The organism is Pseudomonas sp. P1.8, from assembly GCF_001269805.1.
Taxonomy (GTDB): domain Bacteria; phylum Pseudomonadota; class Gammaproteobacteria; order Pseudomonadales; family Pseudomonadaceae; genus Aquipseudomonas.
The window spans coordinates 389,600-415,560 of the sequence record NZ_LHVM01000007.1; the positions used below are offsets into that span (position 1 = coordinate 389,600).

Annotated in this window: 28 protein-coding genes; 13 read left to right on the forward strand and 15 right to left on the reverse strand. The window is 59.6% G+C overall.

All coding sequences use genetic code 11. From position 1 onward, the window contains the following. Window positions 1-75 precede the first annotated feature (75 nt). Window positions 76-633, forward strand: a complete 558-nt coding sequence (locus AD668_RS05580; RefSeq protein ID WP_053155518.1) for a cysteine hydrolase family protein — start codon at window positions 76-78, stop codon at window positions 631-633. 198 nt (window positions 634-831) lie between these two features. On the opposite strand, the gene AD668_RS05585 is transcribed toward AD668_RS05580, so the two are convergent. The 4 genes from AD668_RS05585 to AD668_RS05600 are packed head-to-tail and all read right to left on the reverse strand — an operon-like array spanning window position 832 to window position 2,553. Then, entirely contained in the window at window positions 832-1,044 is a 213-nt protein-coding gene (locus tag AD668_RS05585; RefSeq protein WP_053155520.1) for an SEC-C metal-binding domain-containing protein, read from the reverse strand. Window positions 1,045-1,049: 5 nt separating this feature from the next. Next, the gene (locus tag AD668_RS05590) at window positions 1,050-1,535 is read right to left on the reverse strand and encodes an LEA type 2 family protein (RefSeq protein WP_053155522.1); all 486 of its coding nucleotides are present in this window, start codon (window positions 1,533-1,535) and stop codon (window positions 1,050-1,052) included. A 39-nt stretch (window positions 1,536-1,574) separates the two neighbouring features. Continuing rightward, window positions 1,575-2,051 (reverse strand): YchJ family protein, encoded by a 477-nt coding sequence (locus AD668_RS05595; protein WP_053155524.1) that lies wholly within the window; start codon window positions 2,049-2,051, stop codon window positions 1,575-1,577. Between the two features lie 4 nt (window positions 2,052-2,055). Continuing rightward, on the reverse strand, window positions 2,056-2,553 hold the full coding sequence (locus AD668_RS05600; RefSeq protein WP_053155526.1) for a DUF6231 family protein: 498 nt from the start codon (window positions 2,551-2,553) through the stop codon (window positions 2,056-2,058). A 189-nt stretch (window positions 2,554-2,742) separates the two neighbouring features. On the opposite strand from AD668_RS05600, the gene AD668_RS05605 reads away from it, so the two are divergent. From AD668_RS05605 to AD668_RS05620, 4 genes are all read left to right on the forward strand, one after another. Beyond that, window positions 2,743-3,432, forward strand: coding sequence for an OmpA family protein (locus AD668_RS05605; protein WP_053155528.1), 690 nt, complete (start codon window positions 2,743-2,745; stop codon window positions 3,430-3,432). A 90-nt stretch (window positions 3,433-3,522) separates the two neighbouring features. Next, a complete protein-coding gene (locus AD668_RS05610; protein WP_053155530.1) occupies window positions 3,523-4,239 on the forward strand; it encodes an OmpA family protein in 717 nt (238 codons plus the stop codon). A 147-nt stretch (window positions 4,240-4,386) separates the two neighbouring features. After that, entirely contained in the window at window positions 4,387-4,665 is a 279-nt protein-coding gene (locus AD668_RS05615; RefSeq protein ID WP_053155532.1) for a DUF1145 domain-containing protein, read from the forward strand. Further along, window positions 4,658-5,416, forward strand: coding sequence for a collagen-like protein (locus AD668_RS05620; RefSeq protein ID WP_053155534.1), 759 nt, complete (start codon window positions 4,658-4,660; stop codon window positions 5,414-5,416). Before AD668_RS05615 ends, AD668_RS05620 begins: the two co-directional genes overlap by 8 nt. A gap of 60 nt (window positions 5,417-5,476) precedes the next feature. Here AD668_RS05620 and AD668_RS05625 read toward each other — a convergent pair whose 3' ends face one another. Continuing rightward, entirely contained in the window at window positions 5,477-5,941 is a 465-nt protein-coding gene (locus AD668_RS05625; RefSeq protein WP_053155537.1) for a CopD family protein, read from the reverse strand. A gap of 98 nt (window positions 5,942-6,039) precedes the next feature. Between AD668_RS05625 and dinG the strand changes: the two genes are divergently transcribed. The 5 genes from dinG to pdxH all read left to right on the forward strand — a co-directional run bounded on the left by dinG (window position 6,040) and on the right by pdxH (window position 13,954). Further along, complete coding sequence (gene dinG / locus AD668_RS05630) at window positions 6,040-8,184, forward strand: ATP-dependent DNA helicase DinG (RefSeq protein WP_053155539.1); 2,145 nt, start codon at window positions 6,040-6,042, stop codon at window positions 8,182-8,184. 96 nt (window positions 8,185-8,280) lie between these two features. After that, window positions 8,281-10,764: a beta-agarase gene (locus AD668_RS05635; RefSeq protein WP_053155541.1), complete on the forward strand. Its 2,484-nt coding sequence runs from the start codon at window positions 8,281-8,283 to the stop codon at window positions 10,762-10,764. 160 nt (window positions 10,765-10,924) lie between these two features. Continuing rightward, window positions 10,925-12,070, forward strand: a complete 1,146-nt coding sequence (locus AD668_RS05640) for a serine hydrolase domain-containing protein (protein WP_053155543.1) — start codon at window positions 10,925-10,927, stop codon at window positions 12,068-12,070. Between the two features lie 111 nt (window positions 12,071-12,181). Continuing rightward, complete coding sequence (locus tag AD668_RS05645) at window positions 12,182-13,282, forward strand: OmpA family protein (RefSeq protein ID WP_053155545.1); 1,101 nt, start codon at window positions 12,182-12,184, stop codon at window positions 13,280-13,282. Window positions 13,283-13,306: 24 nt separating this feature from the next. Further along, the gene (gene pdxH, locus AD668_RS05650; protein WP_053155546.1) at window positions 13,307-13,954 is read left to right on the forward strand and encodes a pyridoxamine 5'-phosphate oxidase; all 648 of its coding nucleotides are present in this window, start codon (window positions 13,307-13,309) and stop codon (window positions 13,952-13,954) included. Window positions 13,955-13,959: 5 nt separating this feature from the next. Here pdxH and AD668_RS05655 read toward each other — a convergent pair whose 3' ends face one another. After that, window positions 13,960-14,196 (reverse strand): hypothetical protein, encoded by a 237-nt coding sequence (locus tag AD668_RS05655; RefSeq protein WP_053155548.1) that lies wholly within the window; start codon window positions 14,194-14,196, stop codon window positions 13,960-13,962. Window positions 14,197-14,363: 167 nt separating this feature from the next. On the opposite strand from AD668_RS05655, the gene AD668_RS05660 reads away from it, so the two are divergent. Further along, window positions 14,364-14,828 carry a glycine zipper 2TM domain-containing protein gene (locus AD668_RS05660; RefSeq protein ID WP_053155550.1) on the forward strand — a complete coding sequence of 155 codons (465 nt, stop codon included), beginning with the start codon at window positions 14,364-14,366 and terminating at the stop codon, window positions 14,826-14,828. Between the two features lie 56 nt (window positions 14,829-14,884). Here the strand turns inward: AD668_RS05660 and AD668_RS05665 are convergent, their stop codons facing one another. Together AD668_RS05665 and nhaA are read right to left on the reverse strand one after the other, a co-directional pair. Continuing rightward, complete coding sequence (locus AD668_RS05665; RefSeq protein WP_053155552.1) at window positions 14,885-15,094, reverse strand: hypothetical protein; 210 nt, start codon at window positions 15,092-15,094, stop codon at window positions 14,885-14,887. A gap of 192 nt (window positions 15,095-15,286) precedes the next feature. Then, window positions 15,287-16,489: a Na+/H+ antiporter NhaA gene (gene nhaA, locus AD668_RS05670; RefSeq protein WP_053155554.1), complete on the reverse strand. Its 1,203-nt coding sequence runs from the start codon at window positions 16,487-16,489 to the stop codon at window positions 15,287-15,289. A gap of 250 nt (window positions 16,490-16,739) precedes the next feature. Here nhaA and AD668_RS05675 point away from each other — a divergent pair, with 250 nt between their 5' ends. Next, the gene (locus AD668_RS05675) at window positions 16,740-17,834 is read left to right on the forward strand and encodes a PLP-dependent cysteine synthase family protein (RefSeq protein ID WP_053155555.1); all 1,095 of its coding nucleotides are present in this window, start codon (window positions 16,740-16,742) and stop codon (window positions 17,832-17,834) included. A 109-nt stretch (window positions 17,835-17,943) separates the two neighbouring features. On the opposite strand, the gene AD668_RS05680 is transcribed toward AD668_RS05675, so the two are convergent. From AD668_RS05680 to AD668_RS05690, 3 genes are all read right to left on the reverse strand, one after another. Then, a complete protein-coding gene (locus AD668_RS05680) occupies window positions 17,944-19,557 on the reverse strand; it encodes an NAD(P)/FAD-dependent oxidoreductase (protein WP_053155557.1) in 1,614 nt (537 codons plus the stop codon). Between the two features lie 107 nt (window positions 19,558-19,664). Then, on the reverse strand, window positions 19,665-20,333 hold the full coding sequence (locus tag AD668_RS05685) for a COG3650 family protein (RefSeq protein WP_053155559.1): 669 nt from the start codon (window positions 20,331-20,333) through the stop codon (window positions 19,665-19,667). Window positions 20,334-20,493: 160 nt separating this feature from the next. Continuing rightward, the gene (locus AD668_RS05690) at window positions 20,494-21,093 is read right to left on the reverse strand and encodes a short chain dehydrogenase (RefSeq protein ID WP_053155561.1); all 600 of its coding nucleotides are present in this window, start codon (window positions 21,091-21,093) and stop codon (window positions 20,494-20,496) included. A 104-nt stretch (window positions 21,094-21,197) separates the two neighbouring features. Here AD668_RS05690 and AD668_RS05695 point away from each other — a divergent pair, with 104 nt between their 5' ends. Next, window positions 21,198-22,106 carry a LysR family transcriptional regulator gene (locus AD668_RS05695; protein ID WP_053155563.1) on the forward strand — a complete coding sequence of 303 codons (909 nt, stop codon included), beginning with the start codon at window positions 21,198-21,200 and terminating at the stop codon, window positions 22,104-22,106. Window positions 22,107-22,193: 87 nt separating this feature from the next. Here AD668_RS05695 and AD668_RS05700 read toward each other — a convergent pair whose 3' ends face one another. From AD668_RS05700 to livH, 4 genes are read right to left on the reverse strand one after another with little or no spacing between them, the layout of a single operon-like run. Continuing rightward, on the reverse strand, window positions 22,194-22,895 hold the full coding sequence (locus AD668_RS05700) for an ABC transporter ATP-binding protein (RefSeq protein ID WP_034146751.1): 702 nt from the start codon (window positions 22,893-22,895) through the stop codon (window positions 22,194-22,196). Next, a complete protein-coding gene (gene livG, locus AD668_RS05705) occupies window positions 22,896-23,663 on the reverse strand; it encodes a high-affinity branched-chain amino acid ABC transporter ATP-binding protein LivG (RefSeq protein WP_053155565.1) in 768 nt (255 codons plus the stop codon). It lies immediately after the preceding gene. After that, complete coding sequence (locus tag AD668_RS05710) at window positions 23,660-24,916, reverse strand: high-affinity branched-chain amino acid ABC transporter permease LivM (protein WP_053155567.1); 1,257 nt, start codon at window positions 24,914-24,916, stop codon at window positions 23,660-23,662. The genes livG and AD668_RS05710 overlap by 4 nt, the downstream gene beginning before the upstream one ends. Further along, the gene (gene livH, locus AD668_RS05715; RefSeq protein ID WP_053155569.1) at window positions 24,913-25,836 is read right to left on the reverse strand and encodes a high-affinity branched-chain amino acid ABC transporter permease LivH; all 924 of its coding nucleotides are present in this window, start codon (window positions 25,834-25,836) and stop codon (window positions 24,913-24,915) included. Before livH ends, AD668_RS05710 begins: the two co-directional genes overlap by 4 nt. Window positions 25,837-25,961 lie beyond the last annotated feature (125 nt).

The window sequence follows — 25,961 nt, forward strand, 5'->3', positions numbered from 1 at the left end:
CTCATAGTGACTTGCCACCCCGTAACCGGTGATGTTCAAGTGCAACACGCTCAATAATCCTGGAGAACAGTCAGCATGGAGCTCAAGACAAACGCAGCACTGATCATCATCGATCAACAAAAAGGCATCCTTCACCCCAGGTTGGGTTGCAGGAATAATTCCCAGGCCGAAGAGCGCATGCTGGAGTTACTGAGCCATTGGCGACGCACCGGCCGGCCGGTGATCCATGTTCAGCATTTGTCCCGGTCAGAGGATTCGGTGTTCTGGCCACAGCAAGCGGGGGTGGAATTTCAGGAGCGCTTTGAACCGGTCCCTGGCGAGCGATTGATCCAGAAACAGGTGCCGGATGCGTTTTGTTCGACGCAACTGGAGGCGGCGTTGCGCGAGGCAGGAATCGGGCAGTTGGTGATCGTCGGCGTCGCGACGCACAACTCGGTGGAGTCAACAGCGCGCTCGGCTGGAAATCTGGGCTTTGATGCGTGGGTGGTGGAGGATGCCTGCTTTACCTTCGACAAGGCTGACTTCTATGGCCATGCCCATTCAGCCGAGGAAGTGCATGCGATGTCGCTGGGCAACCTGCATGGCGAATACGCAACGGTCGTCGGCACCGCAACCATCCTGAAGAACGACTGAAACCGCTGTAGGAGCGAGCTTGCTCGCGATAGCGGTCTGACGGAGACACTGGTGATGAATGTGCTGCCGCCATCGCGAGCAAGCTCGCTCCTACAGGGATCTGCATTCACAGGACCGTTGTCTGGCGCAGATCGAGTGTAGGTGCGAGCCTGTTCGCGCAGGCAATTCAATGGGCGAAGACAGTTTTCGCCCGAAGCATCAAGCGCCGTGGCACTTCTTGAATTTCTTGCCGTTGCCGCATGGGCATGGATCGTTGCGGCCGACGTCTTTCAAGGCGTTGCGCACCGGTTCCTGGTGAGCGTGGCCGCAATTCGGACCGTGGACATGACCGTGGTCGTGATCATGATCATGCTGGTGATGGTCATGATCGTGGTTGCAGTCAGGGCCATGGACGTGGGGTTGTTGGGTCATCGGGGTTACTCCGGAATTAAATCGGCGGGGATTATCACGCCATTACGCGTCAGGTGCACGTAGTGGGCGATGAATAAACCGGTTTCCATTTCACCTTCCAGACGATAGGGGATGCCTTGCTTGGGGTTTTTGAGTTGTTTGACCAGATCCTTGGCCCTGGGCCACAGGTTGGTGCGGATCGGCACCTTGAAATAGACGCTGTGTTTGGGGCCGACCGTAAACCACTGTTCATGCTCGCCTTCGGCAAGCAAGATGTCCGCCAGGTGAATGCGATATTCCAGGCCACGCACCGTCAGGTCGCTGTCGTTGGGGTTGTCGACACGAAAGTGCAGGATGAATTTCTGATCAAGCAGCCTGGCCCGCACGACTTCGACTTTTACCAGGTGGACCTCGGGATCCGGCTCGTCGCTGCTGAACCAGGACGCACAGCCCCCGAGCCCGAGGAACAAAAACAGAGTGAAGGTCTGCAAGAAACGTCTGTGACTGGTCATGTCGAGGTTCTCCCTTAAGGCCAGTCTAGTCCCTTCATCTCATGCGCCGAAGTATCCCGCGCAGCACTTCTTGAACTTCTGCCCGCTGTCACATGGACAGGCATCATTGCGCCCGAGTTTGAGCTGCACAGTGGGATCAATGAAATACCAGCGTCCGGCGATCTGCACGAACGATGAGCGCTCGCGGTGGCTGTGCTCGCCGTTACTGTCATGCCAGCGCGCAGTGAATGTCACAAAGGCGTGCTCGGGCTGCCCACCCAGCACTTCCGAGCTTTCCACCTCAAGCCCCAGCCAGGTGCTTTGGGCGCTCCAGTCACTGATGGATTGACGATCAAGGCCTGCCTGTAGCGCCGGCAAAGTCGTGGCCACCAGATAATCGATCAAGCCCAGCACATAGGCGCTGTAGCGCGAACGCATCAAGGCTTCGGCGCACGGGGCAGGGTGACCGGTATGGTAATGGCCGCAACAGGCGTCGAGCAGGGTGCCGCTACCGCAGGGGCAAATGGATGTACTCATTGCATTACCACCAATATTTCCCGAAGTTTTCCGGATTGGCCCAGAAGCGTGAATTGAGCCAGTCGGGTACTTGCTTGTATTCAAGCAGATCGTAGGTAAACAGGGTCAATACCTGTTCATCACGGGCAAAGCGTTCGCTGGCTTGCAGGGCCAGGGAAAAGAAATCCGTTTCCTGCCAGCCGCAGGCCGTAAGGTCCGCCAAGACCGCGATGCGACTGGCGTTGAGATTGCGGATCCCGCCCAACAGATTCAGACCATCACGCTTGGGCAGATGCTCCAGGCAATCGACCACCAGGGCCAGATCGAAACGGCGGGCCGCCAACTCGGCAGGCAACGGTCCCGGTGCGGCGCACGCGACGAAGGTGTCCGGGTGAGCCAGTTTGAATGCCTCCAGCGCCGGGAATTCGCTGGCGCCGATCAACAACAGTCGCGCAGGGGCATAACGGTCAAGTAGCGCAGCCAATGCCTGTTGCGGCGTGCGTGAAGAATTACCTGCAATCATCGAAGTTCCTCAATCAGATCCGACAAGACTAGCCTGCCCGATCGTTCGGGCCTAGAGCGGCTTGACGACAAAAGCGCCAACCTGTCGTTATTACGCGAATAAACAGCATGGCCCATTGCTGGCGGAGTTTAAATCTCGGGTCTTTACTACCTGAATCGGTTCTAAGCCGATCCCTCAGGAGAAAACTAGATGAGCATAGTTCGGACAGCATTACCCTTGGTTCTGTTAACCAGTTTGTTGACTGGTTGCGCAGGTTTGCAGAAAACCGACTGGCCGACCTGTGCGGCAGTCGGTGGTGTCGTGGGTGCCGGTCTCGGTGCGACCGAGAGCTCGGCATGGGCAGGGTATGGTGCTCTGCTCGTTGGCGGTACCGCAGCGGCTTATTGCTGGGTTCACGGTGATGGCGACGAAGACGGCGATGGTGTGCCGGACAGCCGCGACAAGTGCCCGGGTACGCCTAAAGGCGTACAAGTCGATGCTGACGGTTGCCCACCACCTGCACCGGTGGTTGAAGAAGCGGTTGTGGTCAAGGAAGAAACCATCGTCATTCGCGATGTTCACTTCCAGTTTGACAAGGCCACACTGACCTCGTCCGACAAAGCGGTCCTCGACAAGATTGCCACCCGCCTGAAAGCCGAAGCCCCGACTGCTCAACTGACCGTCACCGGTCATACCGACAGCGTAGGCAGCGACACCTACAACGCGAAGCTTTCGGAAAAACGCGCCCACTCGGTGGTTGAATACCTGATCGAGCAAGGCGTACCTCGCAGTAACTTCGTGTCGGTTGTCGGTGCCGGTGAAAGCCAGCCAGTGGCGGACAACTCAACCGATGACGGTCGTGCACAGAACCGTCGCACGGAAATCAAAATCCAGCGTTAAGCCCCCTCGCATCCGCGCCTTGTGCAGTCGCGGATGCGGGTCTTTACTCCTGTGTAACCGGTATCGGCCGGTGACACAGGAGCTTTCAACATGATCTTTCTCACAAGGACCGTCTTGCCGGTTCTGCTTCTTGGCAGCCTGTTGACCGGCTGCGCTACCCATAGCGATGGCACTGCCCCTCTCAATCAACGCACCTGGCCCATTTGCAGCCTTATCGGCGGCCTGGTTGGCGGAGGCCTGGGCGCGATTGAAAGTGCCGGTTGGGCCGGTGGTGGCGCGGCGCTGGGCATCTTGACCGGCGGTTTGATCTGCTATGCCCAGGATGGCGACGAAGACAGCGATGGCGTTTTCGACCGACGCGACCGCTGCGCCGATACGCCCGAAAATACCCCGGTCGATCATCGCGGTTGTCCGCTGCCGCAGTACCCGGTCAATGAGAAGCCTGCCCCCGTGCAATCGGAAGTCATCACGCTGAACGATGCCGGCGACGTCATGTTTGCGTTCAACCAGGCCGACCTGACCCCCGCGGCACAGAGCCAGCTGGACGGGATCATGGGCAAGCTGGAGGACGCCGGTGTGGTCAGCGTCAAAGTGGTCGGCCACACCGACAGCGTGGGTGCGGATGCCTACAATCAGGCCTTGTCGGAGCGGCGCGCCAGCAGCGTGGCGGATTACCTGCTGCTCCAGGGCGTAGCGCCAAGCAAAGTCACCAGCGAAGGCAAGGGTGAAAGTCAGCCGATAGCCGATAACGAAACCGAAGAGGGGCGCGCGAAAAACCGTCGCGTAGAACTGCATATCAATCGCTGAGCCTTGGAATAGAGCCGTCGGACGATAATTGTGAGCGTCGCGACGGCCATTCGGCGGCCTTGATGAAGAATTTTCCCTTGCCCTCTGGCTTATCCTGCGTGGAAGCCGTTACTGTGCGTGCAAATAATAATTCTCATCGGGGGGCGTATGAACGCGTTATGGGGGCTGGGGAAGTTGTTGACCCTGCTGTTCTGGCTGGTGGTGCTGTTCAATCTGCTCTCGCCGTTTGTTTTTCCGCTGCACCCTCTGGTCAATCTGGCCGGTGGCCTGCTGGCATTCTTCCATCTGCTTGAAGTGCTGCTGTGCAATCGCAGCCTCAAAGGTCGCGCGCACCCTTGGCGTGACCGCCTGAAGATTGTCATTTTCGGCGTTTTCCATCTGCAAACCATTCCCGCCCCCACCGCACCTAAGGCTTCCCATGCGTAAACTCTGTCTGCTTGCCGTACTCATCAGTCCTTTGGCCTGCGCACAGGTGGTAAGTGTCGAAACCAATTCGCTGATGCGCTTGCCCAACACCGCCAGCACCCTGCAACTCGAACGCCTGGAAGTCGCCGATTACGGCACCTTGCTGATCCCCTCGAACGTGACCGAAGTCACTGTGGGCGAATTACACTTGGGGCGTGACGCGCGCATCGCGATCGTGCCCGGCGAGCAGGTGTTGGCGTTGAAGGTCCATCGGGCTGATTTGTCCGAGGGCAGCCAGATCACGGCTCGTGGTGCGCCGGGAACGTATCAGAAAGCGGCCCGTTCGGGGCGTAACCTGGATTTACAGATCAAGACCCTGAACGCGCAGCAACTGCAGGTGGATGCTCGCGGTGGCGCCGGAGCTCCCGGCTTTGTCGGACTCGACGGAGCCAATGGTCAGAATCCGGGATGCACTTGGGGCCAGGCCGGTCGTGGTGCCGATGGCAGCGACGGCAGTAATGGCCAGCCTGGCGCGCCGGGGGCTTTGGTCAAGCTGGTGGTGCCGCGTGACTATCCGGTAGATCGGATCAAGGTTCAGGTGGCCGGCGGTGCCGGTGGTCTGGCCGGGCCTGGCGGCAAGCCGGGGGCGGGTGGCAAAGCCAAGGGTTGCTTCGTTTACGAGGCTGATGGTGGCAAGGGCGGCAAGCCAGGAGCTGAGGGTCAGCCTGGGCCCGAAGGCGCAGCGGGTTCGGTGACCGTGCAGCGGTTGTAAATCCAGCGCAAACTCTGTGGCGAGGGCGCAAGCTCCCTCGCCACATAAACTTCGACAGAATCAAAAAACCGGCCGTACCGCAGCAATCGCCACCAAAGCCAACCCCACCAGCAGATTGATCCCCACCAACTTGCGGATCCGCCCCAACACTGCGGCCCCTGCCGACCAATCCTGCGCTTGCACGGCCGTGCGCAGTTCCGGCAGCATCAGCGCCTGTATCCGGATAAACAACGCCGTCATCACCACATACAAGCCCATCATCACCTGCACGTAACGCGGCGCGGCTTCAAAACCGTTGAACTGCAGATGCAGCATGCCGACTCCGCTGACTGGCAGCAGCACCACTGCCACCCAGACCCAGCGGAAAAATCCTTGAAACACTTCTACCCACAGCTTCAGCCGGGCAGGGCCTTCCAATGCCTTCAACGCCGCAGGGCGCAGGACCATCCAGGCGAAAAACATGCCGCCGACCCACACCAGTGCGGCCAGTACATGCAGGCTATAAATGAGGCTAAAAGGTGTCATTGGGGTACTCCGTTCTGCGCGGGATTCATTAGCGGGGTATGATAGCGGCCAAACCGAACCACTGAAAATTTATCCAGCGTTTTTGCGCCCGACAAACAATGATCAGCACCGAACTCAAAACCACGATCCAGGGCGCCTATTCGCGTTTTCTCGAAGCCAAGAGCCTCAAGCCGCGTTATGGCCAGCGCCTGATGATCGCCGAAGTCGCCAAGGTCCTCGGTGACATCGACACCGACGACGAAGGCCGGCGCAGTGGCGACCCCGCGATTGTCGCGGTGGAAGCCGGCACCGGTACCGGCAAGACTGTGGCCTACAGCCTGGCGGCGATCCCCACCGCCAAGGCCGCCGGCAAACGGTTGGTGATCGCCACGGCCACCGTGGCTCTGCAGGAGCAGATCGTCTACAAGGACCTGCCCGACCTGATGCGTAACAGCGGGCTGAATTTCAGCTTCGCCCTGGCCAAGGGGCGCGGGCGCTATATGTGCCTGTCCAAGCTCGACATGCTGCTCCAGGAAGGCCACGCGCAAACCGCCACGGCGCAGTTGTTCGAAGAAGAGGGTTTCAAGATCGAGGTCGACGAGGCCAGCCAGAAGCTGTTCACCAGCATGATCGAGAAACTCGCCGGCAATAAGTGGGACGGCGACCGCGACAGTTGGTCCACCGCCCTGGAAGACGCCGATTGGGCGCGTCTGACCACCGATCACAGCCAGTGCACCAACCGTCATTGCCCGAACTTCGGCCAGTGCGCCTTCTACAAGGCCCGCGAAGGCATGGGCAAGGTCGACGTGATCGTTACCAACCACGACATGGTGCTGGCCGACCTGGCTTTGGGCGGCGGCGCCGTGCTGCCGGACCCGCGCGACACCATCTACGTGTTCGACGAAGGCCACCACCTGCCGGATAAAGCCATCGGCCACTTTGCCCATTACACGCGCCTGCGTTCCACGGCTGACTGGCTGGAAACCACCGCCAAGAATCTCACCAAGCTGCTGGCTCAGCACCCGTTGCCTGGCGATCTGGGCAAATTGATTGAACAAGTGCCGGAGCTGGCGCGAGAGATCAAGACCCAGCAGCAATTCATGTTCACTGCGTGCGAGCAGATTGCCGACTTCAAGCCCGGCGAAGACGTCGAAGGCCGCGAGCGCCCGCGTCACCGTTTTGTCGGCGGGGTGATTCCCGATCACATGCGTGAAATGGGCATCGAGCTGAAGAAAGGTTTCGCGCGCCTGACCGACTTGTTCACGCGCCTGACCGAACTGCTCAAGGAAGGCATGGACGGTGAGGTCAACATCGGCATCGCCAGCAACCAGGCCGAAGAGTGGTATCCATTGTTCGGCAGCTTGTTGTCCCGCTCCTCGGGCAACTGGGAATTGTGGACCGCGTTCACCGTCGAAGACCCGGAAGACAACCCGCCCATGGCTCGCTGGCTGACCCTGGCAGAAAGCGGTTCGCTGTTCGACATTGAGGTCAACGCCAGCCCGATCCTCGCGGCGGAAATGCTCCGGCGCAATTTGTGGAACGTGGCCTATGGCTGCCTCGTCACATCGGCGACCCTGACCGCGCTCGGTACTTTCGACCGCTTCCGCATGCGCGCCGGGCTGCCGAAAAAGGCCGTTACCGCCGTGGTGCCCAGCCCGTTCCACCATGCCGACGCCGGTGTGTTGCGAGTGCCAAACCTGAACGCAGACCCGCGGGATGCAGCAGCGCACACCGCGGCGATCATCCGCGATCTGCCAGACCTGGTCGAAGGCTCGCGGGGTACGCTGGTGCTGTTTTCCTCGCGTAAACAGATGCAGGACGTGTTCGATGGCCTCGACCGAGACTGGCGCAAACAAGTGTTCATCCAGGGCAACCTGTCGAAACAGGAAACCCTGAACAAGCACAAAGCGCGGGTCGATGGCGGGGATTCCAGCGTGCTGTTCGGCCTGGCGAGTTTTGCCGAAGGGGTCGACTTGCCCGGTGCGTATTGCGAGCATGTGGTCATCGCCAAAATTCCGTTCTCGGTGCCGGATGATCCCGTCGAAGCAGCACTGGCTGAATGGATCGAAGCCCGGGGTGGTAATCCGTTCATGGAAATCTCCGTACCGGACGCCTCGCTGAAACTGGTCCAGGCCTGCGGTCGCCTGCTACGTACCGAAGAAGACCGCGGCACCATCACCTTGCTCGACCGGCGCCTGGTCACTCAGCGCTATGGCAAGGCGATCCTCAATGCGTTGCCTCCTTTCCGACGCGAAATTTCCTGAAACACCGGTGGGCGGTTTCGCCCACCGCGTTGTCTATCTTTCAGCCATCGCTTTTCCATTGGCCCATTGAAGGTCGTTAGGGAGAATTTCGTTCTCATGATTCGCCGTTCGTTGCCTGCCGTTTTCGCCCTGTTGTTCGCAACACCCTTGCTGGCCGCTCCCGCTGGACAGCAGACGCTGTTCAACTTTGTACGCCCCGCCGACGTGGTTCAGGTGGCGACTCAGGACGCCAGCTTGCCGCAATCCAACGCCGAGCAAACCCCCGAGGGCGAAGTGCTGCGCCGGGTAACGTTCAATCCGGTGGCCCGGCCAACCTTGCGCCTGAGTCCGCAAACCGGTGCATGGGACTGGTCACAATCGGGGTTCATGAGCCTGCGGATCCAGAGTGCGATGGACTGGGCGCTGACTCTGTACGTCACGATCCAGAGCAACGATGGCAAGACGCTGGTCAGCCGCGTCGACCTGCCGGCCGGCCCTGCGCAAACCCTGTTGGTGCCGTTACAAGCGACTTCACCCTTGAGCCTGGGCATGAAAGCCGGGCCACCGATGCCGATGACAGTTGATGGCCAGCGAGTGTTGCTGGCCAGCAGCGCAGGTGAACTGGACCGTGGCCAAGTGGTGTCGGTGAGCGTGTCGATGGATCAGCCGAACGTCGCGCAAAGCATTCTGCTGGAGCGCTTTGGTGTGCAGGACGGTGAAGCGGTGACCCAAACCGTATATGGCGGATTGGTCGATGCCTACGGTCAATCGACACGGGCCAAGTGGCCAGAGAAAATCAGCAGTGACGATCAGCTCAAAGGCGCCGCGGTCAAGGAGCAGCAACAACTGAAAACCTGGCTGGCCGAGCGGGAGAAGTCGTCACTGGACAAATTCGGCGGCTTGAACAAAGGCCCATCGTTCAAGGCCAGTGGTTTTTTCCGCACCGAGAAGCGCGATGGTCGCTGGTACCTGGTGACGCCGCAGGGTCATCCATTCTATTCGCTGGGCGTCAACACGGTCACTGCGGACGTCAACCAGACTTACGTGGCCGGTCGCGAGTGGATGTTCGAATCCCTGCCCAAGCCGGACGATGTTTTGGTCGGTCATTACGGCGAAGGCGACAACCGTGGCGGCAACGGTGCCGATCAGGGTCGTGGCTACAACGCCGGTCGCTGGTACGATTTTTACGGGGCCAATTTGCAGCGTCTGTACGGTGATCCGTGCGCCCTAGGCAGTGACACCAAGGCCGGCGTTGCCGCTGCCGCCAAGGCCGATGCGGTTGAGGCCGCGGCAGAGAAAGCCGTTGAACGAACGGTTGTGCCGCCGAGTCCTGAGTCCGGTGTCGCAGAAGCTGCCCGGGTTGAAGCGAAAGCGCCAGCCCCCGAGGCTGTGGAGCCTTGCAAGGCGGTTTTTGACGAGCAACGCTGGGCCAACCATACCCTCGATCGTCTGCAAGCCTGGGGCTTCAACACAATCGGCAACTGGAGTGCACCAGTGCTGGGTAACGCCGACCGTGTACCGTACACCTTGCCGTTAGCGATCGTCGGCGATTACGCCAGTATCAGCACGGGCAGTGATTGGTGGGGCGGCATGCCCGATCCCTTCGACCCGCGCTTCGCCATGGCCACCGAGCGTGCAGTGGCCATCGCCACCCGCGATCATCGTGATGATCCATGGCTGATCGGCTACTACGCCGACAATGAACTGGCCTGGGCCGGGCCTGGCGATGATCCGAAAGATCGTTATGCCTTGGCCTACGGCACCTTGAAAATGACCACCGACGTGCCGGCCAAACGCGCGTTTCTCAAGCAGTTGCGTGACAAGTACCGCAATCAGGCAGGTCTGTCGAAAGCCTGGGGCATTGATCTGCCCGCGTGGGAGTTGATGGAAGACCCGGGTTTCGTGCCACCATTGCCTGACGCCGCACACCCGGAAATCGAAGCTGACTTCAGATATTTCCAGAAAATCTTCGCCGACACTTACTTCAAGACGATCTCCGACTCGCTCGAGTGGCACGCACCGAATCAGTTATTGCTCGGTGGCCGTTTCGCCATCAGTACGCCGGAAGCGGTGGAGTCCTGCGCCCAGTACTGCGACGTGTTGAGTTTCAACATGTACACGCTGCAACCTCAGGATGGTTACGACTTTGCCAAACTGCGCAACCTCGACAAGCCGGTGCTGATTACCGAGTTCAATTTCGGCTCGGCTGATCGTGGACCGTTCTGGGGAGGTGTCACACCATTGGCCAAAGAAGACGACCGGGGGCCGGCCTACGCGAATTTCCTCAAACAGGCGATGAGCGAGCCGTCGATTGTCGGTGTGCATTGGTTCCAGTACCTCGACCAACCGGTAACCGGCCGCCTGCTCGATGGTGAAAACGGCCACTTCGGTCTGGTCGGGATTACCGATCTGCCGTTCCAGGGCTTCGTCGACAGCGTGCGCAAGAGCAATCTGGCGGCGGTCGATCAAATGGGTAAAGAAGCCGAAAAAGCTGCAGCCGAGGCTGACAAAGCGAGCCACGATGCCGAAGGGGGCCGCAAGGCCGACGCCGGGAAAGGGCCGGGCAAGGGCGCGGGCGGTCATTCTGGCAAAGGCCATTAAACCCGTTTTGCAGCCTGTGGCACCTGTAGAAGCTGTCGCAGGCTGCGATCTTTCGATCTTGATCATCAATTGACCGCCCGGCCCAACCCTGTTCCCAAAACCCTCAAGGGCTGGAACAATGCCCGCCACTTTGTAGAGCGTTAATCCGGGGGAGTTGCGGGTGCAGATTCAGGGTCATTACGAGCTTAAGTTCGAGCCAGTGCGTGAGGCGTTCGCGGCGCTGTTCGACGATCCTCAGGAACGTGGCGCGGCGTTGTGCATTCAGGTCGGTGGCGAAACCGTTCTCGATCTTTGGTCCGGCACGGCGGACAAGGACGGTGCCGAAGCCTGGCACAGCGATACCATCGCCAACCTGTTCTCCTGCACCAAAACCTTCACCGCCGTTACCGCGCTGCAATTGGTGGCCGAAGGCAAGCTGCAACTGGATGCTCCGGTAGCTCGGTACTGGCCGGAATTCGCCGCTGCCGGTAAAGAATCCGTCACCCTGCGCCACCTGCTTTGCCATCAGGCCGGACTGCCCGCGCTGCGCGAGTTGCTGGCTCCTGAGGCCCTTTACGACTGGCAAACCATGGTTGACGCGCTGGCCGCCGAAGCACCGTGGTGGACGCCGGGAGAAGGTCACGGTTATGCGGCGATCACTTACGGCTGGCTGATCGGCGAGTTGCTGCGACGCGCTGACGGTCGTGGGCCGGGCGAGTCCATCGTGGCCAGGGTTGCCAAGCCATTGGGGCTGGATTTTCACGTCGGTCTGGCTGACGAAGAATTCCATCGCGTGGCGCACATCGCTCGCGGCAAGGGCAACGTCGGCGACACCGCAGCCCAGCGCCTGTTGCAAGTGACCATGCGTGAGCCAACCGCCATGACCACCCGAGCCTTCACCAATCCGCCGTCGATCATGACCAGCACCAACAAACCGGAATGGCGGCGCATGCAGCAACCGGCCGCCAATGGCCACGGCAATGCCCGAAGCCTGGCCGGCTTCTACGCCGGGTTGCTCGACGGCCGCTTGCTGGAAAGCGAGATGCTCGACGAGCTGACCCGCGAACATAGCCTGGGCGAAGACAAGACTTTATTGACCCGGACCCGATTCGGCCTGGGTTGCATGCTCGATCAACCGGACGTGCCTAACGCAACATTCGGCCTCGGCCCGCGGGCGTTTGGTCATCCAGGTGCCGGTGGCTCCATCGGTTTTGCCGACCCGGAGCATGACGTAGCCTTCGGTTTTGTGACAAATACTCTGGGGCCCTACGTCTTGATGGACCCGCGTGCGCAGAAGCTGGTGCGGGTACTGGCCACCTGTCTGTAAAACGGGCTCATGGGTCCCAGGGCCGGAACCCGAACGCCTTTTCAGTTTCAAAGCGTCTGTTTATACGGCCGATGTGGCCTGATTTTTTGACTTCATTTTTGTGGATATCCAATGTCATCCAATAAAACCCTCGCCTTGGCCCTGTGCTTCGCTGTTACCGGTTGCGCACAGACCCCACAAAATGATTCCGATGGCGGTAGCTGGTGGTCGTTCGGCTCCTCCGACAAAGTCGCGGCGAAAGAGTCGGCACCCGCTCCAGCTCCGCTGAAACCGGCAGCCATTGCACCGGTCGCCAAGACCGATAGCAGCAGCCCTTGGTACTGGCCGTTCGGTTCCGATGACAGCGCAGACAAGTCCGCCAAACCGCAAGTGAAACCTGAAGTTAAGCCTGCTGCCGTTGCAGCCGCCAAAACCGAAGCCGATACCGGCGGCAAGTGGTGGTGGCCGTTCGGTGGTAGCGATCAGAGCACTGCCAAAGCCGTGCCGATGCCTGATCCAAAAATTACCCAAGCCTGGCTGGACGACTACGAACCACGTCTGCGCGAAGCGATCAAGGACAGCAACCTGCAACTCGAACGTCGCGAAAACGTGCTGGTAGTCATAGCGCCGGTCGAAGGCTCGTTCAACCCGGACCGCCCGGCCATGCTGCTGCCGGTCACGCTCGGCCCGTTCACCCGGGTCGCCAAAATGCTCGAAGTCGATCCAAAGACTGCCGTTCTGGTCCTCGGCCACAGCGACACGTCCGGTGCTGCTCCGGCCAACGTCAAGTTGAGCCAGGAACGTGCTCAGGCTGTCGCCGCGATTTTCCGTCTCAGTGGCCTGCAACGTGATCGTCTGATGTTGCGTGGCATGGGTGGTGATGCGCCGCGCGCTGCCAACGACAGCGTCGAAGGACGTGCGCTGAACCGCCGCGTGGAGCTGCTGGTTACGCCGCAAAACACCATGGTTGCGTTGCTGAGCAAATACAACATGCCGGCGCCGAAACCGCTCACGATGGTCGCCGCGCAGGACGTCAAGCCCGTCGCCAAACCTGTGACTGCGGCACCTGCCAGCTCGAAAGCGACCGTGCCAGCGGCGAAAAAAGCCCCCGCGAAAAAAGCACCGGCCAAGAAAGCCCCTGCCAAAACCGCGACCCCGGCGAAAAAGACCACGCCAGCCAAAGCCTCCACTGCTGACAAGAAGGTCGCCGCCACCGATACTGCAAAGAAGTGATTCGTTAACCAAAAGGAATGCGCCATGACCCAGGGCCTGGCTGATATGCGTCGTGACTACACCCGTGATGGCCTGACCGAGGCACAAGCCCCGGGCGAACCGTTTGCGCTGTTCCATCAGTGGTTCGCCGACGCGGTGAAAACGGAGCAGGCACCGGTGGAAGCCAACGCCATGACCCTGGCCACGGTCGATCCGGACGGTCGACCGCACTGTCGCATTCTGCTGCTCAAGGGCCTGGACGAGCAGGGTTTCACCTTCTTCACCAACTACGACAGCGCCAAGGGCCAGCACCTGGCCGCCAATCCATTCGCGGCCATGACGTTTTTCTGGCCAGCCCTGGAGCGTCAGGTGCGCATCGAAGGACGGGTGGTGAAGGTCACGCCACAGGAGTCTGACGCTTACTATCAGGTTCGCCCGCTGGGCAGCCGCCTGGGCGCCTGGGCTTCCCCGCAAAGTCGTGTCATCGCCGATCGTGGCGAGTTGGAAACACTGCTCAAGGACACCGAGCAACGCTTCAGCGATAGCCAGCCTCATTGCCCGGAGCATTGGGGTGGATATCGCCTGTTACCCGAGCGTATCGAGTTCTGGCAGGGTCGTCCGAGCCGCCTGCACGATCGCCTCAATTACCGTCAACAAGCCGCCCGCTGGATTCTTGAACGTCTGGCACCCTAGGCAGTCTACCGATCGGGATAGCCTGCCGCCGCGGCCTCAAGCCACTTCGGCAGGTCTCTGCGCTTGATCTTTTGCGCCTGAGCGTTTGCGAGCTGTTCGAGCATGAAGGCTTTTTTCTGTTCGTCGTTGCCCGCCAGCGCCAATGCCAGGTCGCGGTCCATCCAGCGTTTGATCCGCACGTACAACCACCCATGGAAGTACAACCCGGCGACGGTCGTGGCGACAATGATAAAGTAGTCCATATGAATCCTTGGGCCAGTGGCACAGTTTTTTGGTTTGCCGCTACTGTGTGGTGAGTTCGTGCAGGCGTCTTAACGAAGCCTGAATCAAACCAGTTTTATCCGTGCCGTGCCGTGACAGGCGTCAAGCTGCGGGGTTTAATGAATACCTGTCCTTTGGAGTTGATGCTATGCGTAAGTCTGTTCTGCTGGTTGCTTCTTTTTCCACGATGGCGATGTTGCTCACCGGTTGCCAATCGAGCCTGACCGGTGACTCCTACTCCCGTGACGAAGCGCGTCGTGTGCAGACGATTCGCATGGGGACCATCGAAGCCCTGCGTCCGGTGAAAATCGAAGGTACCAAGACCCCCATCGGCGGCGCTGCGGGCGCAGTGGTCGGCGGCGTTGGCGGTAGCTCTATCGGCGGCGGCAAGGGCAGCATCGTCGCCGCCGTCATCGGCGCCGTCGCCGGTGGCCTGATTGGCTCGGCTGCCGAAGAAGGCCTGACCCGTACCCAGGGTGTGGAAATCACCGTGCGCGAGGACGACGGCAGCATGCGCGCCTACGTGCAACAGGTTCAGGAAAACGAAGTGTTCCGTGTTGGCGAACGTGTACGGATCTCCACCGTTGACGGTACGAGCCGCGTTTCGCACTAAGCGTAAACAATCCATAAGAAAAACCCCGATCAGGCGACTGATCGGGGTTTTTCTTTTTAAGGCAGGTTTTCAGCATCAAGCTGCAAATCGCTATTCTTCAGGGCTGTTTCGATTATCTGCTCCGGTGTCAGTTCTCGAGAGTTGTCCCGGTCACCAAAATATTCAACCGGCCAGAATGGAAAATCGAAAGTACGAGCATTCGGAATATTGAGAGCCAGCGTTTCCATGCAGAGCCAGGTGGCGTGTTCCGGGCCATGGGCAACCATCACTTTCTCCATCGCTGTTTTGCTATTGAAGGCCCTGTGTAAAGCAAGGCGTGCAACGCAAAGTTAGCGAGGAAAGTTGGAGGTTGATGCCAGCAGCGTCCGAAATGGCCGCAGTACGAATCCGACAACGCTGTATGGCCTGTCTGACGAAAATGAAGGAGTTATCTGCTCCCTCATTTCTCGTTATTCCGATCAAGCCTTTGGAGGCGCAGCCGCGTGCAGCAAAGGCTTGCGACTCGCCATCGCAGTCACCGCATATCCAATCAGCGCGGCCAGTATCGAACCGGTCAGAATCCCCATGCGATCCATCCCGGCGTAGTCGCTGACCCCAGGTTCGAATGCCAGCGAACCGACGAACAGACTCATGGTGAAGCCGATGCCACAGAGGATCGCCACACCCAATACCTGACCCCAATTGGCGCCTTGAGGCAGGGCGGCGATGCCGATTTTTACCGCGAGCCATGTCAGTCCGAACACACCTACGGTCTTGCCCAGCAGCAGTCCGACCGCAATGCCCATCGGCACGTCGTGGGTAAAGCTTTCGACAGTTACCCCACTCAGGGAGAGGCCGGCGTTGGCAAACGCAAACAGCGGCAAAATGCCGTAGGCCACCCATGGGTGTAGTGCATGTTCAAGCGTGAGTAGGGGGGACGTCTCGGCGTTTTTCGTGCGCAAAGGAATACAGAATGCCAAAGTGACGCCGGCCAGCGTGGCATGGACGCCGCTCTTGAGCACGCAAACCCAGAGGATCAAGCCAACGATCATATACGGGCCAAGCTTCACCACGCCGAGCCGGTTCATCCCGATCAGCGTTGCGATGCACGTTGCAGCCAGAGCCAGAGACAGTGTCGAAAGCGCGCCGGAGTAAAAGATTGCAATGATGATGATTGCACCGAGGTCGTCGATGATTGCCAGGGTCATCAGGAACAGCTTCAGCGATACCGGTACGCGTTTACCCAGCAGTGCCAGCACGCCGAGGGCAAAGGCGATATCGGTGGCCGTCGGGATTGCCCAGCCGCTAAGGGCGGATGGGTTGTCCCGGTTGAGGAACCAGTAAATCAGCGCCGGCACCACCATGCCGCCAATGGCGGCGGCACCGGGCAACACGATCTGCGACGGTCTGGACAGTTGGCCGTCAAGGACTTCGCGTTTGACTTCCAGGCCGATCAGCAGGAAGAACAAGGCCATCAGGCCATCGTTGATCCAGAGCAGCGCGGGTTTGGCGATTTTCAGGGCGCCGATCTGGGCCACGACGGGGGTGTCCAACAGCCCGGTGTAGAGCCACGACAGCGGCGAGTTGTTGATGACTAGAGCCAGAACGGCAGCCGCGATCAATAACAGACCGCTGGCAGCTTCCAACTGAAAGAAACGCGTGAAAGTGCTACGCAGAGGCAAGGTCGCTCTCCATCCGTGAATTCAAAAGGTGTTACACCCTAACAAGTACTGTTAGTTGTTAAAACAAAAGTTATATTCTTTTTTGTTATATGCCGTTACAGACCAAACCAATAGCTCGGGCTTGAGCCTAGCAGTTGCCAGACGTATTGAACCTCAGCTGTATCTGTGCCGGATGCCGGATTTTTCCTAAGCTTGTTGATTGAGCCCTGTACCAGGGGCGACTTTTGCCTGATTCAGCGAGAACCTCATCATGAGCGTCAACCGACAGTGGTCCCGCGAGGCGATCCGGATTATCGAAGCCGATTTCCAACGCAGCGCCGACACCCACCTGATCCCTTTGCCGCTGCCGGGTTTTCCGGGCATCGAGTTGTACTTCAAGGATGAGTCCAGCCACCCCACGGGCAGCCTCAAGCATCGCCTCGCACGTTCGTTGTTCCTGTATGCACTATGTAACGGCTGGCTCAAACCCGGCGCGCCGGTCATCGAGGCTTCAAGTGGCTCGACCGCCATTTCCGAGGCTTACTTTGCGCGCATGCTGGGCTTGCCGTTCATTGCAGTGATGCCTGCCACCACCTCGAAAGAGAAAATCGCGCAGATTGCGTTCTACGGTGGCCAAAGCCATTTGGTAGACGACCCGACCCAGATCTACGCCGAGTCCGAGCGTCTGGCGCGCGAGCACGACGGGCATTTCATTGACCAGTTCACCTATGCCGAGCGTGCCACCGACTGGCGGGCTAACAACAACATCGCCGAGTCGATTTTCCATCAGATGCGATTCGAGCAGCATCCCGAGCCGAGCTGGCTGATATCCAGCCCTGGCACCGGCGGTACCACTGCGACCTTGGGCCGCTACGTGCGTTATCGCCAGCACGACACCCGCGTCTTGTGTGCCGATGCCGAACGCTCGGTGTTCTTCGATTACTATCAGACCGGCGATGCCAGTCTGCGTCTTGATCATGGTTCACGGATCGAAGGCATTGGACGGCCACGGGTGGAAGCCTCGTTTCTGCCCAAGGTGATCGATGCGATGGTCAAGGTGCCGGATGCGCTGTCCCTGGCAGCCATGCATTACCTGGCGGAGCGCTTGGGGCGTCATGTCGGCGGGTCGAGCGGGACCAACCTGATCGGCGCATTGATGGCGGCTCAGCACATGAAAGCGCAAGGGGAGACGGGGTCGATGGTGGCGATTCTGTGTGACAGCGGCGAGCGCTATGCCACGACGTATTACAATCAGGCCTGGCTCAAGGCTCAGGGGTATGAATTGAGTGGGATGATCGCCGCAGTGGCTGCGACGGTGGAACAGGGTGAGCCGTTGCCGACGTCGGTACTGCGCGCCAACATCTGACAAGCATGACCTGTAGGAGCTGGCTTGCCAGCGAAGACGGACTCACCTTCAACATCAATGCTGGCAGGTCCGACGCCTTCGCTGGCAAGCCAGCTCCTACAGGTTTTTATCAAGCCTGCAGGCCGAGAATGTCCCGGGCGACGGCTTCAGCAATACGAATCCCGTCCACACCTGCCGACAGAATCCCGCCCGCATAACCCGCGCCTTCACCGGCCGGGAACAAGCCTTTCACGTTCAGGCTCTGCATCGACTCGTTGCGGGTAATACGCAGTGGCGACGACGTTCGCGTTTCGATGCCGGTCAGTATGGCGTCATGCAGCGAATATCCACGAATCTGTTTCTCGAACGCCGGCAAGGCTTCGCGGATCGCTTCGATGGCGAAGTCCGGCAAGGCCAGGGCCAGGTCGCCCAGTGCGACGCCCGGTTTGTAGGACGGCTCGACGCTGCCCAGTTCAGTGGACGGCTTGCCCGCGATAAAGTCGCCGACCAATTGCGCCGGTGCTTCGTAGTTGCTGCCACCGAGCACAAAGGCGTGGGATTCCAGGCGTTCCTGCAACTCGATGCCTGCCAGCGGTCCACCCGGATAGTCGACTTCAGGGGTGATGCCGACGACAATCCCGGAGTTGGCGTTACGTTCGTTACGCGAGTACTGACTCATGCCGTTCGTGACCACTCGGTTCGGCTCGGAGGTCGCCGCCACCACGGTGCCGCCTGGGCACATGCAGAAGCTGTAGACCGAACGGCCGTTCTTGGCGTGGTGCACCAGTTTGTAGTCGGCGGCGCCGAGTTTCGGGTGCCCGGCGTACTTGCCCAAGCGAGCGCGGTCGATCAGCGACTGTGGATGCTCGATGCGGAAACCGACCGAGAACGGCTTGGCCTCCATGTACACGCCGCGAACGTGAAGCATGCGGAACGTGTCGCGGGCGCTGTGGCCGAGGGCCAGGATCACGTGTTTCGAAAGAATCCGCTCACCACCGTTGAGCTCGACACCGACCAACTGGCCATCATCGATCAGGACATCCGTGACACGCTGCTGGAAGCGCACTTCGCCGCCGAGCGCACGAATCTGCTCGCGCATGTTTTCCACAACACCAGTCAGACGGAATGTACCGATATGTGGCTTGCTGACGTAGAGGATCTCTTCCGGCGCACCGGCCTTGACGAATTCGTGCAGCACTTTGCGGCCGAGGAATTTAGGGTCCTTGATCTGGCTGTAGAGCTTGCCGTCGGAGAACGTGCCTGCGCCGCCTTCGCCGAACTGCACGTTGGATTCGGGGTTGAGCACGCTTTTGCGCCACAGACCCCAGGTGTCCTTGGTGCGCTGGCGTACTTCGGTGCCGCGCTCGAGGATGATCGGCTTGAAGCCCATTTGCGCGAGCAACAACCCGGCGAAAATCCCGCACGGGCCGAAGCCGACAACGATCGGGCGAGCACTCAGGGCGGCCGGCGCCTGGCCGACTTCTTTGTAGCTGACATCCGGCGCCACGCTGACGTTACGGTCATCGGCAAACTTGTGCAGTACCGACGCTTCATCGCGAACTTCAAGGTCGATGGTGTAAATGAAGCACAGTTCGGAGGACTTTTTGCGCGCATCGTAGCTGCGCTTGAACAAGGTGAAATCGAGTAGGTCATCGCTGGCAAGCCCCAAACGCTGCACGATGGCAGGGCGCAGGTCTTCTTCGGGATGGTCGATCGGCAACTTGAGTTCGGTGATTCGTAACATGGCGGGATCCGGTTCGCGGGGCGCACAACTGCGCCAGGGCGTTTGAAGCCGGCGATTATAAGCCCCAATGGCACCGTCCAGTGAGGCAAAAACCGCCTCTCGTCGAATCAGTCGTCCCGTGCACCACCGAAGGATGCGCAACCGCGCTGCACTTTACCGTCGACGCGAAGTTCAGCGCTCATGTGCTGGATGCTGCCGGTGCTGCTGTCGACGCAGCGTTGCGGTGCGACCCACAGCTCGATGTGTTGATTATTGGCATCGGTGCTGAGGTTGAATCGACCATCGCCCAGTTGCTCTTCAACGTAGGGCACGGCCAATGGCGGCAGGCCGGCACGCTCGAGGATCAGGCCTTTGCCACTGACTTTCATCGTCCATTGCGGGTTGTGGCCCGCTGCACGCAAAATCGACAGTTTGAAGTTTGGATCGTCACATGCCGTGCCCGAGCGCTCGATGCGGTACAGCGTTTCCAGGTCAAGTTGGCCGTCGGCACCGTTACCGGAGACAACCTTGCCACGCACATCGGCAAACAGCTTGCCCTTGCCATCGGCCAGGGTGGCAGCCTGTTGCAGGACGCTGGTGCCACCCGTGTCGTTGACCACATAACGATTTGGCTGGTTGCACGGTTGGAACAGCAGTTTGCCATCCGCCGCCGTCAACTGCCCTTGCAAACGGGTCTGACCGACATGAGACGCGCTTTCACGCGGGCTGTCGAACAATTGGCACGCGGCGAACAGCGGAAGCAGGGCAACGACGATGAAGGAACGGGCAACACGCATCTTTGGCTCTCCAGACAAGTGCCGCCACGTTACTCAGCCTGACCGTTCATCACAACCCCATCGGTTGTTGTCGATCAACCGGTAGGAGCCGGCTTGCTGGCGATAGCGATCTGGAGGGCGCCATCGTCAGCAAGCCGGCTCCTACGGTTTTCTGGGTGAATTAACCTACTTGAAAAGTCTGACCCGTCTGCAAGCCTTCCACGGTTTTGGCGTAGGCCAACGCCACATCCGCCGCAGGGACCGGTTTGAACCCGCGGAAGTACGGCGCGTATTTGCCCATGGCTTCAACCAGGACGTTCGGACTGATCGAGTTGACCCGCAGGCCGCGCGGCAACTCGATGGCGGCGGCGCGTACGAAACTGTCCAGTGCACCGTTGACCAGTGCTGCCGATGCGCCGCTGTAGATCGGATCGTGGCTCAGTACGCCGGTGGTGAAGGTGAACGATGCGCCGTCATGGGCGTATTCGCGGCCGATCAGCAACAAGTTGACCTGGCCCATGAGTTTGTCTTTCAGGCCGAGAGCAAAACTGTCTTCGGTCATCTCATTGAGCGGGGCAAAGGTCACGTTGCCGGCGGCGCAGATCAGGGCATCGAATTTGCCGGTCTGCTCGAACAGTTTTCGAATCGATGAGCTGTCGCTGATATCCACCTGAAAATCGCCGCTGTTTCGGCCAATGCGGATAATTTCGTGACGCTGGGACAGTTCCTTGTCGACAGCCGAACCAATGGTTCCGCGTGCGCCGATCAATAGAATTTTCATGGGGGCCGATCCTCGTGGGTGGGAAGAGGCTTCAGTTTAGAGTGGTTTTTTAAGCAGATAAGCGCACTAATAGGCAACCTTTGGTTTTCAAATGGAAACAATCCATGAGCGAAATGGATGACCTCGCGGCGTTCGCGGTGTTGATCGAGGCGGGGAGTTTTACCTTGGCGGCGCAGCAGTTGGGATGCAGCAAGGGCCAATTGTCCAAACGCATCAGTCAATTGGAGGCGCAGTTTTCCGTTGTCCTGTTACAGCGCACCACACGGCGCTTGAGCCTGACGGCGGCGGGCGCGGCGTTGCTGCCGCAAGCCCAGGCGTTGGTCGTGCAGGCCGAGCGAGCACGTCAGGCGTTGGCGCGCTTGAAAGATGACATGGCCGGTCCGATACGTATGACCGTTCCGGTTTCGCTGGGGGAAACCTTTTTCGATGGCCTGTTGCTGGAATTTTCCGCCCAGTATCCCGAGGTGCAGATCGAGCTGGATCTCAACAACAGCTACCGTGACTTGTCCCGCGACGGTTTCGACCTGGCGATCCGCTCGGATGTGGCGATAGACCAGCGACTGGTGGCTCGCCCGGTGTTGGCGTGGCACGAAATGACCTGTGCCAGCCCGGCCTATCTGGATCTGCACGGTGAACCGCAAACGCCGCAGGCGCTCGGTGAGCATCGTTGTTTGCTAAACAGCCACTACAGTGGGCGTGAAGAATGGTTGTATCACCAGCAACATGAATTGCTGCGGGTGCGGGTGTCGGGACCGTTCGCCAGCAACCATTACAATCTGCTGAAAAAAGCCGCGCTGGCTGGTGCAGGGATTGCGCGCCTGCCGTCTTATTGTTTGTCAGCGGAATTGGCTGACGGGCGTTTGCGCTGGCTCCTGCGCGATTACCAGACGCGGAGCATGCCGATGTATCTGGTGCATGCGTATCAGGGGGGGTTGCCCAAGCGCACGCAGGTGCTGGCGGATTACTTGATTGGGTGGTTCAAGCGCAGTGGCGAAGCGCTGGACAGGCTATAGGCTCCTACAGAGGTTATTCATTGTTTTCGGTATTGTGTGTGGGTAAACAAAAACGGCCCGAAGGCCGTTTTTGTTTACCGCAAAGGCTTAACCGCCGAGGTACGCTTCGCGCACTTTAGGGTCGGTCAGCAGTGCTTCACCGGTGCCTTGCATCACCACGCGGCCGTTCTCCAGAACGTAGGCGCGATCAGCAATTTTCAGTGCCTGGTTGGCGTTCTGCTCGACCAGAAACACCGTCACACCGTCCTTGCGCAGCTGTTCGATGATGTCGAAGATCTGCTGGATGATGATCGGTGCCAGACCCAGCGACGGCTCGTCGAGCAGCAGCAGCTTGGGCTTGCTCATCAGCGCGCGGCCGATGGCGAGCATTTGCTGTTCGCCACCGGACATGGTGCCGCCACGCTGGCTGAAACGCTCTTTCAGGCGTGGGAAAAGTCCGAGAACCTTGTCCATCTGTTCCTGATAATCGCCTTTCGCGGTGAAGAAACCGCCCATGGACAGGTTCTCTTCCACGGTCAGACGGGAAAACACCCGACGACCTTCCGGCACCACGGCAATGCTCTTGCGCATGATCTGCGAAGAGTCCTGGCCGACCAGCTCTTCACCCATGTAGCGGATGCTGCCGCTGTGGGCTCGCGGCGAACCGCACAGAGTCATCAGCAGCGTGGACTTGCCCGCACCGTTGGCGCCGATCAGGGTCACAATCTCGCCCTGGCGGACTTCGACGTTGACGCTGTGCAAGGCCTGGATCTTGCCATAGAAGGTGGAAACGTTTTCAAACTGCAGCATTTACGCTTCCCCCAGGTAGGCTTTGATCACTTCAGGATTATCGCGGATCTGTTCCGGCGTACCGTCGGCCAGGGGCGTGCCCTGGTTGATCACGACGATGTGATCGGAAATGCTCATGACCAGCTTCATGTCGTGTTCGATCAGCAGCACGGTCACGTTGTGCTCTTCACGCAGCATGCTGATCAGCGCCTTGAGGTCCTCGGTTTCCTTCGGGTTGAGGCCGGCCGCCGGTTCGTCGAGCATGAGGATCCGCGGGCGGGTCATCATGCAGCGAGCGATTTCCAGACGACGTTGCTGACCGTAGGCCAGGGTGCCGGCCGGACGGTTGGCGAACTCCTTGAGGTTGACCTTTTCCAGCCAGAACTCGGCAAAGTCCATGGCCTCGCGTTCGCTTTTGCGGAACGCCGGGGTCTTGAACAGGCCGGACAGGAAGTTGGTGTTCAGGTGACGGTGCTGAGCGATCAAGAGGTTCTCGACCGCGGTCATGTCCTTGAACAACCGCACGTTCTGGAAGGTGCGCACCACGCCTTTGAGGGCGATCTTGTGGCCCGGCAGGCCTTCGATCGGCTCGCCGTCGAGCAGGATGCTGCCGCCGCTCGGCTTGTAGAAGCCGGTCAGGCAGTTGAACACGGTGGTCTTGCCGGCGCCGTTGGGGCCGATCAGGGCAACCACTTGTTTCTCTTTCACGCTCAAGGCTACGCCGTTGACCGCCAGCAAGCCGCCGAAGCGCATGCTCAGGTTTTCTACTTTAAGGATCTCGCGGCTCATTTGCGCAGCTCCATGTGAGGACGTTGCATGGGCAGCAGACCCTGAGGGCGCCAGATCATCATCAGTACCATCAAGGCACCGAACATCAACATGCGGTACTCACTGAACTCACGCATCATTTCCGGCAGCAGGATCATCACCACGGCAGCCAGGATCACGCCCAGTTGCGAGCCCATGCCACCCAGTACCACGATGGCGAGAATGATCGCCGACTCGATGAAGGTGAAGGACTCCGGTGTCACCAGACCCTGACGGGCGGCGAAGAAGCTACCGGCGAAACCGGCGAAGCTCGCGCCCAGGGTAAAGGCCGACAGTTTGATGAGGGTCGGGTTCAGGCCCAGCGCACGGCAGGCGATCTCGTCTTCACGCAAGGCTTCCCAGGCGCGGCCCAACGGCATGCGCAGCAAGCGGTTGATGACGAACAGCGCAGCCAGTGCCAGGAACAGCGCAACGAGGTAAAGGAAGATCACCTTGTTGATCGAGTTGTATTGCAGGCCGAAGTATTCGTGGAAAGTCTGCATGCCTTCCGCGGCTTTACGTTCGAAGGTCAGGCCGAAGAACGTCGGCTTCTCGATGTTGCTGATGCCGTTCGGGCCACCGGTGATATCGGTCAGGTTGCGCAGGAACAGACGGATGATTTCACCGAAGCCCAAAGTCACGATCGCCAGATAGTCACCGCGCAGACGCAACACCGGGAAACCCAGCAGGAAGCCGAAGGTAGCGGCCATCAAACCGGCAATCGGCAGGCAGATCCAGAAACTCAGACCGAAGTAGTGCGACAGCAGCGCATAGCTGTAGGCGCCGACGGCATAGAAGCCGACGTAACCAAGGTCAAGCAGACCGGCAAGACCGACCACGATGTTGAGGCCGAGGCCGAGCATTACGTAGATCAGCACCAGCGTGGCGATATCCACCGCGCCGCGGGAGCCGAAGAACGGCCAGACCAGGGCACCGGCGATCAACGCGATGATGATCCAGCGCTGGGTGGTCGGCAGGGTCAGGAAGTTGCTGGCCTTGGCCGGAATCAGCGGCATGCCTGGCGACGAACGCCAGGCCGAGCTGATCCGCTGGTCGAACAGCACACGCAGGAACATCAACACTGAGCACACCGCAATGGTGATCAGGGTGGCGTTGCTGGTGCCATGAACTTCAAGGTTGATGCCGACGATGGTCAGTTTCAGACCGAGTACCGGGTAGGCCACGGCCCACACCAGCAAGGCACTGAACAGTGCCTGTTTAAGATTCCTAGTCATACCTTCTCAACCTCCGGACGGCCCAACAGGCCGGTTGGCCGGAACAACAACACCAGAACCAGAAGGCCGAAGGCCACGACGTCCTTGTACTGGTCGCCGAAGATATCGGCACCAAAGGCTTCCGCCACGCCCAGTACCAGCCCGCCGAGCATGGCGCCCGGAATGCTGCCGATACCGCCCAGTACCGCTGCGGTGAAGGCCTTGAGGCCGACCAGGAAACCGGCGTTCGGGTTGATCACGCCGTATTGCATGCTCAACAACACGGCCGCGACGGCCGCCAGTGCGGCACCGATGACGAAGGTCAGAGCGATGATGTTGTTGGTGTTGATACCCAGCAGGTTGGCCATCTTGATGTCTTCGGCACAGGCGCGGCAGGCGCGGCCCAGGCGGGAGCGGGAGATGAACAGCGTCAGGCCGAGCATGGCGACCAGGGTCACCACGAACACCACGATTTGCATGTAGGAAATCAGCACTTCATGTGCGCCACCTGGCCCAAAGGCAAAATTGCCCGGAATCAGGTTGGGGATGGATTTGTCCTTGGAGTCTTGCGCCAGCAGAACGGTGTTCTGCAGGAAGATCGACATGCCGATGGCAGAGATCAGCGGGATCAGACGGTTGCTGCCGCGCAAGGGGCGGTAGGCGATCCGTTCGATGCTGTAACCGTAGGCACTGGTCACGACAATGGTTGCGATGAAAGCGGCGGTCATCAACAGCGGAACACTGTCGAGTCCCATCATGGCCAGCCCGGCGATGGCGATGAACGCCACGTAGGAACCGATCATGTACACCTCGCCGTGGGCGAAGTTGATCATTCCAATGATGCCGTAAACCATCGTATAGCCGATGGCGATCAGGGCATACGTGCTGCCAATGGTCAGACCATTAACCAGCTGTTGGAAGAAGTGATAGATGTCAGGCATTACAGCGCTCCTAAAAACCTGATACGCATTTCACTGGTGGAGTCATTTTCCCGCCCGAGCCCCGTGGATCTGCATCCACTTCGAATTCGGGGTTTGCCAGCGAACCGCTGATGACGGTTTTGAGA

Bases quoted from the DNA above. Each gene is read 5' to 3' on its own strand.
- AD668_RS05595 (WP_053155524.1), bottom strand. From the start codon at position 2,051: ATGAGTACATCCATTTGCCCCTGCGGTAGCGGCACCCTGCTCGACGCC.
- AD668_RS05610 (WP_053155530.1), top strand. From the start codon at position 3,523: ATGATCTTTCTCACAAGGACCGTCTTGCCGGTTCTGCTTCTTGGCAGC.
- dinG (WP_053155539.1), top strand. From the start codon at position 6,040: ATGATCAGCACCGAACTCAAAACCACGATCCAGGGCGCCTATTCGCGT.
- AD668_RS05665 (WP_053155552.1), bottom strand. From the start codon at position 15,094: ATGGTTGCCCATGGCCCGGAACACGCCACCTGGCTCTGCATGGAAACG.
- AD668_RS05585 (WP_053155520.1), bottom strand. From the start codon at position 1,044: ATGACCCAACAACCCCACGTCCATGGCCCTGACTGCAACCACGATCAT.
- AD668_RS05605 (WP_053155528.1), top strand. From the start codon at position 2,743: ATGAGCATAGTTCGGACAGCATTACCCTTGGTTCTGTTAACCAGTTTG.
- AD668_RS05600 (WP_053155526.1), bottom strand. From the start codon at position 2,553: ATGATTGCAGGTAATTCTTCACGCACGCCGCAACAGGCATTGGCTGCG.
- AD668_RS05685 (WP_053155559.1), bottom strand. From the start codon at position 20,333: ATGCGTGTTGCCCGTTCCTTCATCGTCGTTGCCCTGCTTCCGCTGTTC.
- AD668_RS05580 (WP_053155518.1), top strand. From the start codon at position 76: ATGGAGCTCAAGACAAACGCAGCACTGATCATCATCGATCAACAAAAA.
- AD668_RS05690 (WP_053155561.1), bottom strand. From the start codon at position 21,093: ATGAAAATTCTATTGATCGGCGCACGCGGAACCATTGGTTCGGCTGTC.
- AD668_RS05660 (WP_053155550.1), top strand. From the start codon at position 14,364: ATGCGTAAGTCTGTTCTGCTGGTTGCTTCTTTTTCCACGATGGCGATG.
- AD668_RS05700 (WP_034146751.1), bottom strand. From the start codon at position 22,895: ATGCTGCAGTTTGAAAACGTTTCCACCTTCTATGGCAAGATCCAGGCC.
- livH (WP_053155569.1), bottom strand. From the start codon at position 25,836: ATGCCTGACATCTATCACTTCTTCCAACAGCTGGTTAATGGTCTGACC.
- livG (WP_053155565.1), bottom strand. From the start codon at position 23,663: ATGAGCCGCGAGATCCTTAAAGTAGAAAACCTGAGCATGCGCTTCGGC.
- AD668_RS05645 (WP_053155545.1), top strand. From the start codon at position 12,182: ATGTCATCCAATAAAACCCTCGCCTTGGCCCTGTGCTTCGCTGTTACC.
- AD668_RS05655 (WP_053155548.1), bottom strand. From the start codon at position 14,196: ATGGACTACTTTATCATTGTCGCCACGACCGTCGCCGGGTTGTACTTC.
- AD668_RS05625 (WP_053155537.1), bottom strand. From the start codon at position 5,941: ATGACACCTTTTAGCCTCATTTATAGCCTGCATGTACTGGCCGCACTG.
- AD668_RS05590 (WP_053155522.1), bottom strand. From the start codon at position 1,535: ATGACCAGTCACAGACGTTTCTTGCAGACCTTCACTCTGTTTTTGTTC.
- AD668_RS05620 (WP_053155534.1), top strand. From the start codon at position 4,658: ATGCGTAAACTCTGTCTGCTTGCCGTACTCATCAGTCCTTTGGCCTGC.
- AD668_RS05695 (WP_053155563.1), top strand. From the start codon at position 21,198: ATGAGCGAAATGGATGACCTCGCGGCGTTCGCGGTGTTGATCGAGGCG.
- pdxH (WP_053155546.1), top strand. From the start codon at position 13,307: ATGACCCAGGGCCTGGCTGATATGCGTCGTGACTACACCCGTGATGGC.
- AD668_RS05680 (WP_053155557.1), bottom strand. From the start codon at position 19,557: ATGTTACGAATCACCGAACTCAAGTTGCCGATCGACCATCCCGAAGAA.
- AD668_RS05635 (WP_053155541.1), top strand. From the start codon at position 8,281: ATGATTCGCCGTTCGTTGCCTGCCGTTTTCGCCCTGTTGTTCGCAACA.
- AD668_RS05615 (WP_053155532.1), top strand. From the start codon at position 4,387: ATGAACGCGTTATGGGGGCTGGGGAAGTTGTTGACCCTGCTGTTCTGG.
- AD668_RS05710 (WP_053155567.1), bottom strand. From the start codon at position 24,916: ATGACTAGGAATCTTAAACAGGCACTGTTCAGTGCCTTGCTGGTGTGG.
- AD668_RS05675 (WP_053155555.1), top strand. From the start codon at position 16,740: ATGAGCGTCAACCGACAGTGGTCCCGCGAGGCGATCCGGATTATCGAA.